Source organism: Cyanobium sp. N5-Cardenillas (genome assembly GCF_024345515.1).
Lineage (GTDB): Bacteria > Cyanobacteriota > Cyanobacteriia > PCC-6307 > Cyanobiaceae > Cyanobium.
In genome coordinates this window covers 1-8,590 of sequence record NZ_JAGQBG010000132.1, presented here as the reverse complement: position 1 = coordinate 8,590, position 8,590 = coordinate 1, and the positions used below count along the sequence as shown (strand labels likewise).

Here is an 8,590-nt window from a genome sequence, read left to right as displayed (position 1 = left end):
TGACCGGCGGTGCCGGCGCCGGTGGCGGCGAGCTCTGGCGCTGCAGCAGCCCCCAGGCAGCGGCCAGCACCAGCACCAGGGCGGCGCCGCCCCCCAGCAGCCAGGGCTTCGGGGGCCGTGGCCAGAGCAGGGGGACGTCGTCATCCAGCTCCCCGTCGTCATCGGGGTCCGTCGCCCCGGCGGCCCCCGGGACGGGGGCGAGGCCGCCGGCGGTGCCCCCATCCAGGCCCATGGGCGCAGGCGGCGGCAGCGTTCCGAGGCCGAGGTCGTCGAAAGGAGGGAAGGGGGAGGGTTCGACCGGCTCAGCGGCTGCCGGGGAGGGGAGGTAGGCGCGGCCCCTGCGTTGGTCCTCCCGCTCGACGTAGGCCACCACGTCGCGGTCACTGAAGTAGGCCACCAGATCGGGCTCGGCTTCCAGGTCCCGGTAGCCCGGCAGCACATCCCGCACCAGCCAGTCGCTGCAGTAGGCGCAGAGCTGACCCAGCGGGTCGGTACTTTTGCCGGCGGCCCAGTCCTTCAGCTCCTGGCTGGCGCCTCGGTCGAAGCAGGTCCTTGCCGTGTCGGCCTCCCCCAGCAGCAGGTGCAGGTTGGCCAGCAGCGGATCGATCCCCTCCCGACCGCTGCGCTGCAGGCGGTGTCTGGCTTCGGCGATGCGCTCGGGTTTTCGCTGGGCGAACCCGGAGGCGGTCAGGGCGATGGTGGCCAGGAAGTCGGCGGCGTCGGAGCCGGTGGCGGCCCAGCGGCTGAACAGATCCACCTGCTCCTGGACGGTGAGGAAGGCGCGGATCTGGTGGAAGAAGGGTTGGAAGTCCTGGCTGGGGAACTGGGGATCACCATCGCCTTCAAGCCCACCCCGCCGCTGCACCAGCTGCTCCAGCAGCTCCAGGCCCTCCTGCCGCTCGACACCGGCGACCAGGTCCCGGCTCAGCAGGTCGAGCACCCGGTAGGGCGTGAGGTGTTCCAGCTGGGCGTGCATGGTTTCCCTGAGGTCGGGTTGCCTGCCGAGGCGTTGCAGCAGTTGCAGTCCCTGCTCCAGGGTGCGGGCGGCGGCTTCGAAGCGGCGTTGCTCCTCCAGTTCGCTGGCGGCCGCCAGGCAGGCCAGCCCCGCCAGCAGCGTGAGATCGGCTTCGCGGCCACTGCCGAGGGTGGGCGACTGGGGTGGTTGCAGCGAGCGGCTGGCCAGCTCGAAGGCCTCCAGGGGCTGGCCCCCCTCCATCAGCAGCACCAGCCCCCCCACCTGACGGGCGCTGGCGATTTCCAGGGCGGGCTGCAGGCTGCCGTCGCCGCCGGCCAGACTGGTCAGCTCCGCTTCGTAGGCGGCGCGCCGGTCGGCATCGCAGAGCAGGTCGGCGCTGGCCCTGAGCAGCTCCGCCCGTGTCTGCAGGGTTTCGGCGGTGAAGCCTGCGTGGGGCGGGCGGTCCAGGCGCGACTGGAGGGTGCGCAGGACCCCCTGGGCATCGGCGGACGGAGTCACGCCCAGCAAGCGGAAATGATCGATCGGCAGGTCCAATCCGATGATGACGCTGGGGCGCGACTGTAGTCAGAGGCAGTGGTTTTGACTGTCACCAGGGAACGGACCCCGTACAGTCGGGGCCACGAATCGCATCGCCTTCCTGCCATGACTCAGGAATTGACCGCGGCGCGGGCAGCCCAGCCCGCCAGCCCTGGGGCCGCCGCGTCTTCTGAGCAGGCCGGCAGCCACGCGGTGCGGTTGGAGGGTCTGTATCCGGCCGAGCGGGCCAGTGTCAGCCGGGACGAGGGCCTGATGCTCTACCGGGACATGACCTTGGGGCGCCGCTTCGAGGACAAGTGTGCCGAGATGTACTACCGCGGCAAGATGTTCGGCTTCGTGCATCTGTACAACGGTCAGGAAGCCGTCTCCACCGGCGTGATCCGGGCGATGCGGCTGCAGCACGACTGGTTCTGCAGCACCTACCGCGATCACGTCCATGCCCTGAGCTGCGGTGTGCCCGCCCGGGAGGTGATGAGTGAGCTGTTCGGCAAGGCCACGGGCTGCAGCAAAGGTCGTGGCGGCTCCATGCACCTGTTCTCCAGGGAGCACCATCTGCTCGGCGGCTATGCCTTCATCGGTGAGGGCATCCCGGTGGCCCTGGGAGCGGCGTTCACCAGCCGCTACAAGCGTGACGCCCTCGGCCAGGCCGACAGCGATGCCGTCACGGCCGCGTTCTTCGGGGATGGCACCTGCAACATCGGCCAGTTCTACGAGTGCCTGAACATGGCCTCGCTGTGGAAGCTGCCGATCCTGTTCGTGGTGGAGAACAACCGCTGGGCCATTGGCATGGACCACAACCGGGCCACCAGCGAGCCGGAGATCTGGCGCAAGGCGGCGGGCTTCGGCATGGTCGGCGAGGAAGTCGACGGGATGGATGTGCTGGCCGTGCGGGCCGCGGCCCAGCGGGCCATCGAGCGGGCCAGGGCCGGCGAAGGCCCCACCCTGCTGGAGTGCCTCACCTACCGGTTCCGTGGCCATTCCCTGGCGGATCCCGATGAGCTCCGTGAAGCGGCCGAGAAGGAATTCTGGGCCAAGCGTGATCCCATCAAGCAGCTGGCAATGCGTCTGACGGACATGGGCCTGGCCACGGCCGAGGAGCTCAAGGCGATCGAGAAGGAGATCGATGCCGAAGTGGCCGACTGCGTGGAGTTCGCCCTTGCGGCGCCCGAGCCCGACAGCAGTGAACTCACCCGCTACATCTGGGCCGAAGACTGAATCAGATCGGGCATTGATTCTTCCTGGTTAAGAGCCCTGGTTAAGATCATTTAATTGCCCTGAAGTTAGCAGGTCTGATGACCAAACGCGTTCTTGTCACATTCACCGACAGCCGCATGAAAGCGGCCCGACGACGATTATGTCGTCAGGCGAAGGAGATGGAGGTATATACGGAGATCGTTTCGGCTTCGGAACGGTCTCTCAGTCCCGATTTTCGGCAGCGATTCAACGCCTACCTCACTCCCGAGCATCGCGGCTTCGGCTATTACGCCTGGAAGCCCCAGATCGTGCTACAGACCCTCGAACGTCTGCAGGACGGCGATCAGGTGCACTGGATTGATTCCGGCTGTCACCTCAACCCAGCCGGACGCGATCGGCTGTTGGAGCTGTTCGCCATGACCGTGGAGGCGCCGTCAGGTGTTCAGGGTTTTGAATGTCTGCCTCCCAATGGATCCTTGGTGTACGAGGAGCGGCAGTTTCCGGATCAGCGGGAAGGCCATTGGACCAAGGGTGACCTGCTCGATCGGCTGGACGTTCGAGGCAGGCCGGACATCACCACCACCCAGCAACTGGGGGCCACCACCTTTTTCGTGCGCAAGTGCCCCGCCTCCATGGACTTCATGCGCCACTGGATCCGGGTGTTCAGTGAGGATTTCTCCATGATCGATGATTCAGCTTCGCTGGCGCCCAATCTGGAAGGTTTCATTGAGCATCGCCATGATCAATCGATCTACTCGATCCTGGGCAAGTTGCTGCCGATCTCGACGATCTCCGTGTTTGAATTCTGGTTTCCACGCGCTGACAACTGCTGGTTGCCTGACTGGGAGATGGTCGGCGATTCCCCGATCCAGATCCGCCGTGATCGGGGCCTCAAGGGAGAGAGCCGATGGAAGATCGCCTCTCTCCAGGCCAAGGGCAGGCTGAAGCGACTCCTCGACGGTTGGCGATCGCCCTGAAGGCCTCGGTGGCTCGGAGACAAGCAGCCCGGGCGATCAGGGCAGGGGCGTGGAGCGGGTGGAGAGGCTGCGCAGCTTGCGCAGAGCCTTGAGTTCGATCTGCCGGACCCTTTCGCGCGACACATCCAGCTGCCGGCCGATTTCGGCCAGGGTGTGCCTCTCCATGCCGTCGAGGCCGAAGCGCAGGGCCAGCACCTCCTTTTCCTGGGCAGACAGGTGGCCCATCAGCTGGGCCAGCTGCTCCTGGTGCATGCCGCGCTCAATGCGGTCGAGGGGTTCCTCGGCGGATCCATCGGCGATCAGATCGCCCAGGAAGCTGCGACCATCCTCGGCGTGGATGGGGGCATCGAGGCTGGAGATGGTGAGGGCCTGGCGCAGCAGGGAGTCGAGCTCCTCGACGGGAATGGCCATGGCTTCAGAGATTTCACGACGGCTGGGCATGGCGCCGAGTTTGTGGGCCAGCTCAAGGCTCACCTTGCGGATCGTGGTGAGCCGCTCGCTCAGATGAACCGGCAGCCGGATGGCCCGGGACTGGCAGGCAATGGCGCGGGTCATGCTCTGCCGGATCCACCAGAAGGCGTAGGTGGAAAACTTGTAGCCCCGGGTGGGGTCGAACTTTTCGACGGCCCGCTCCAGCCCCAGGGAACCTTCCTGGATCAGATCAAGCAGCTCCAGACCCTTGCCCTGGTACTTCTTCGCCACACTCACCACGAGACGGAGATTGGCGCGCATCATCCGCTCCTTGGAGCGCCGGCCGATCTTGATCGTTTTGTTCTCCTGGACGGAGTAACCGCTTTTTGACTCTTCCACCAGGTGCATCATCGCCTGCACCTGGTTGCCGAGCTCGATCTCTTCGGCTGGGGTCAGCAGCGGCTCTCTACCGATCGAGGTGAGATACCAGGTAATGGAATCACCCCCTCTGCGGCTGGAGCCCTCCCTTCTCGTCGCAACGGCAGAGGCGGTCATGGCAGGGGGCGAAGTGGCGCCATTGAATGGATTATCAAATTATCCACCGGTTGGCAAGGACAGAAAGTGTCTGGAATAACTTTTAAGCCATTGCTTGTGAAACCACACACAATTGCCTTTCTTTAGCGATTGACTTCGTTTGGATGAGCAAAGGGCTAAGTTCTGAGTTGATGTAAGGGGAAGGCCAGGCTTGCCAGATCGGAAAGTGGCCTTGCTGCTCCTAATTCTCCGACCCTGGATCTTCAGCGCAGGTCCCCTTCGGCCGCTGCCGGATCTCGCTGGGCCAGGGCCTCGGCCACCGCGAGCGGCGTGACGCCCCCGGGACCCAGGCGGTCCCGGCAGTGGTGACCGGCATGGGCATGGTCGAGGGCCGCGGCCGCCAGCCAGGCCCCATCGGCGCCGGACACTTCGTCGGGCATCCCTTCAGCGGCGGCCAGGGCCATGGCACCTCGCCCCGCGGCGTAGCCGGCGAGCACATCACCAAGCCCGGCCCTGGCGGCGTCCGGGCAGGCCGAGAGCAGTTGCCAGCGGCGTCCGTCGGGGGCCGCCACAACGCTGCGGGCTCCTTTGAGCAGCACGCTGACGCGGCAGCGGCGGGCCGCCGCCAGCGCCGCCTCCGGCCGGGGCAGCGGGGCCAGATCGGGAAACAGTCTCCGGAACTCCCCGGCATGGGGGGTGATCCAGGTGGGGCCCCGGCGGCCCAGGAGCCAGTCGGCGCCCATGGCCGCCAGGCGGTTGAGGCCATCCGCATCGAGCACCAGCAGGCCTGGGAAGTCAGCCAGCTCCTGCCAACGTTGCTGGTCCCGGGCCGCGCTCGCCGCCGCCACCGGCCCATCCGGGTTGTCCAGCCCGCCCAGGCCAGGGCCCAGCAGCACCGCATCCAGCCGATCCAGCCAGCCCTCGCCCAGATCCCCCAGGTCCAGGCCGCCGGCGGGGGTGGCCCCCAGGCCCGGCTCCAGCACCACGTGGGGATGGACCTGCCAGAGCTGGGGGGCGATCTCCAACGGCGGGGCGGCCCGCAGGCTGCCGCATCCGGAGGCCGTGGCGCCCGCCAGGGCCAGGTGGGCGGCCCCCCTGAAGCGGTTGCTGCCGGCGAGGACCAGCAGACGCCCCCGTTCGTACTTTCCGGCGGCCGGATCCGGCACAGGCCAGGGGGCCGAGGCCCGGTCAGCGGCGGTCAGGCCCAGCAGCGGATCGGCGGACCGCTGGCCCAGGAGGGCGGGCGGCAGTCCGAGGTCGACCCGCTCCAGCTGCCCCACCCAGCGCAGGGCGGCATCCTGCACCAGGCCCCGCTTGATCAGGCCGATGCAATAGGTGGTGGAGGCGGTGGCGGCCACCGTGCCGAGCAGGGCCCCGTCATCGGCGTTCAGTCCGGTGGGGACGTCGATGGCCACCAGGGCGCCGGGTTGCTGGTTCTGCCGATCGACCAGCAGGGTTTCGATGGCGTCACCGGCCGGGCGGTGCTGGCCGATGCCGAAGAGGGCATCCACCCAGAGGGCGGGATCGGCGGGGTCCGGTGGGTCTTCCAGCAGGGGCAGGCCCAGCCAGCGGGCGTGGCGCAGGTGGGCCTCGGTGAGCGGGCGGAGCCGCTCGAAGGGGCACCAGAGCCGCACCCGGCCGCCGGCCAGATGCCATTCCCTGGCCACCACCAGCCCATCGCCGCCGTTGTGGCCCGGCCCCACCAGCACCAGCAGGCCGTCCTGGCCATCCCGGCCCGGCCGCTGCTGCAGGCGGCGACTCACCGCCAGGGCCGCCTTCTCCATCAGGGCCTCCACCGGCAGGCCGCTGGCGAACAGTTCCTGCTCGATGGCGGCCATCGTGGCGCTGCTCACCAGGAGGTGGTCGGCATCCAGCGGCGGCCAGGAGTGGGGCATCGGCCGGAAGTCCACGTCGGCCTGGGCAGTGCTCTCCCATGATGGAGGGATCCGTTCCTTCGACCCACCGGGATCCTTGAGCCCCATCCCCGCCACCTCGCCCAGCAACGCCTCCTCCGAGGTGGCCGCGGTGCTGGCGCAGCTTGGCGCCTGGCCCGGCGAGCGGCGGGTGGCCGTGGGCCTCTCCGGCGGCGTGGACAGCTCCCTGACGGCGGCCCTGCTGGTGGCCGCCGGCTGGCAGGTGGAGGGTCTCACCCTGTGGCTGATGAGTGGCAAGGGCTCCTGCTGCGCCGAGGGCCTGGTGGATGCGGCCGGCATCTGCGACCAGCTGGGGGTGCCACACCATGTGGTTGACAGCCGGGCCCGTTTCCAGGAGCAGATCGTCGGGTTTCTGGTGGAGGGCTACGGCGAGGGCCTCACACCGTTGCCCTGCTCCCGGTGCAACCGGGCCGTCAAGTTCGGACCGATGCTCGAGTGGGCCGCCGCGGAGCGTGGCCTCAGCCGCCTGGCCACCGGCCACTACGCCCGGCAGCGGCCCGCTGGTGCCGCCGACGGCCAGACCCTGCCCGGGGACGGGGCCGGCCGCCACCAGCTTCTGCGCGGCCTGGATCCCCTCAAGGACCAGAGCTATTTCCTCTACGACCTGCCCCAGGCGGTGCTGGGCCGGCTGGTGTTTCCCCTGGGTGAGCTCACCAAGGAGGCGACCCGCACCGAGGCCTCACGCCTGGGCCTGCGCACCGCCGAGAAGCCCGAAAGCCAGGACCTCTGCCTGGCCGACCACCACGGCTCGATGCGGGCGTTTCTCGATACCTACCTGCCACCACGTCAGGGCGAGATCGTGCTGGCCGATGGCACGGTGCTCGGCTCCCACGACGGCATCGAGCATTTCACCATCGGGCAACGCAAGGGACTGGGGGTGGCCTGGAGCGAACCCCTGCACGTGGTGCGACTGGATGGCGCCATGAATCGGGTGGTGGTGGCCCCCCGACGGGAGGCGACCCGGCAGGCCTGCGTGGTGGGGGCCATCAACTGGGTGTCGATCGCCCCGCCGGACCAGCCGATCGCGGTGGAGGTCCAGGTGCGTTACCGGAGCCTGCCGGAGCGAGCCCTGCTGACACCCCTGGCGGCAACCGGTGCCGACCAGGCCGCCGACCGGCCCCACCGCGCCCGGCTTGACTTCGCCGAGCCCCAGTTCTCGGTGGCACCGGGCCAGGCGGCGGTGTTCTACTGCGGTGATGTGCTGCTCGGCGGCGGATTGATTCAGGCCGACGGCTGACGGGTTTCGCTGCGGAACCGGTTCATCGCCGATTCGATCACCACGTGCATGTCCATGTACTTGTATTCGGAGAGCCGTCCGCCGAAGATCACGTTGTCGGCGGTGTGGGCCAGCTCCTGGTAACGCCGATAGAGCGATTGGTTGTCAGGGTCGTTGACAGGGTAGTAGGGAATGGCGTCACCGCTGCAGGCCTTGGGATACTCCCTGGTGATCACCGTGACGGGGGAGCTTGCCGCCTCGAAATGCTTGTGCTCGATGATGCGGGTGAACGGCTCACTAGTATCGCAGTAGTTGATCACGGCATTCCCCTGGAAGTTCTCCAGCTCTTCGATACTGTTCTCGAAGTCCAGGGAGCGGTACTCCAGTCGGCCGAGCTCATAGTTGAAAAACTGGTCGATGCAACCGGTGTAGACCACCTTCCTGGCCAGGGATGTCAACTGGGTCCGGTCGTCGAGATAATCGACATTCAGGCGAACCTCAATGCCCTCCAGCATGGCTTCGAACAGGCCCGTATAGCCGCCGATAGGGATGCCCTGGTAGCGGTCGGTGAAGTAGTTGTTGTCGTAGGTGAAGCGCAGCGGTAGCCGCTTGATGATGAAGGTCGGCAGTTCACGGGGATCCTTGCCCCACTGCTTGCGGGTGTAGTCGCGGATCAGGGTCTCGTAGATGTCCTGCCCCACCAGGGAAAGGGCCTGCTCCTCAAGGTTGGTCGGTTCACCGAGAAACCGTTGGGAGTCGATTTTCTGCCGGGCTTCTACGGGTGAGCGGGTCTGCCAGAGCTCATAGAACG

The 8,590-nt window shown here is 67.4% G+C and carries 7 protein-coding genes; 3 read left to right on the top strand and 4 right to left on the bottom strand.

The annotated features are described in order from the left end of the window. On the bottom strand, positions 1–1,510 hold a 1,510-nt coding region (locus KBZ04_RS11050), incomplete at its 3' end, for a molecular chaperone DnaJ (protein WP_254991982.1). A gap of 108 nt (positions 1,511–1,618) precedes the next feature. Here KBZ04_RS11050 and pdhA point away from each other — a divergent pair. Beyond that, positions 1,619–2,728: a pyruvate dehydrogenase (acetyl-transferring) E1 component subunit alpha gene (gene pdhA / locus KBZ04_RS11045; protein ID WP_254991981.1), complete on the top strand. Its 1,110-nt coding sequence runs from the start codon at positions 1,619–1,621 to the stop codon at positions 2,726–2,728. Positions 2,729–2,805: 77 nt separating this feature from the next. Next, positions 2,806–3,684 (top strand): hypothetical protein, encoded by an 879-nt coding sequence (locus tag KBZ04_RS11040; protein ID WP_254991980.1) that lies wholly within the window; start codon positions 2,806–2,808, stop codon positions 3,682–3,684. 36 nt (positions 3,685–3,720) lie between these two features. Here the strand turns inward: KBZ04_RS11040 and KBZ04_RS11035 are convergent, their stop codons facing one another. After that, positions 3,721–4,650 carry a sigma-70 family RNA polymerase sigma factor gene (locus KBZ04_RS11035; protein WP_254991979.1) on the bottom strand — a complete coding sequence of 310 codons (930 nt, stop codon included), beginning with the start codon at positions 4,648–4,650 and terminating at the stop codon, positions 3,721–3,723. 242 nt (positions 4,651–4,892) lie between these two features. Next, positions 4,893–6,524, bottom strand: coding sequence for an NAD(P)H-hydrate epimerase (locus KBZ04_RS11030; protein WP_254991978.1), 1,632 nt, complete (start codon positions 6,522–6,524; stop codon positions 4,893–4,895). Between the two features lie 76 nt (positions 6,525–6,600). Here KBZ04_RS11030 and mnmA point away from each other — a divergent pair, with 76 nt between their 5' ends. Beyond that, positions 6,601–7,800, top strand: a complete 1,200-nt coding sequence (gene mnmA / locus KBZ04_RS11025; RefSeq protein WP_409995966.1) for a tRNA 2-thiouridine(34) synthase MnmA — start codon at positions 6,601–6,603, stop codon at positions 7,798–7,800. Here mnmA and KBZ04_RS11020 read toward each other — a convergent pair. Next, positions 7,785–8,590: UDP-galactopyranose mutase (locus KBZ04_RS11020; RefSeq protein WP_254991977.1), on the bottom strand; the 806-nt coding region annotated here is incomplete at its 5' end. The two genes, mnmA and KBZ04_RS11020, sit on opposite strands and share 16 nt — an antisense overlap.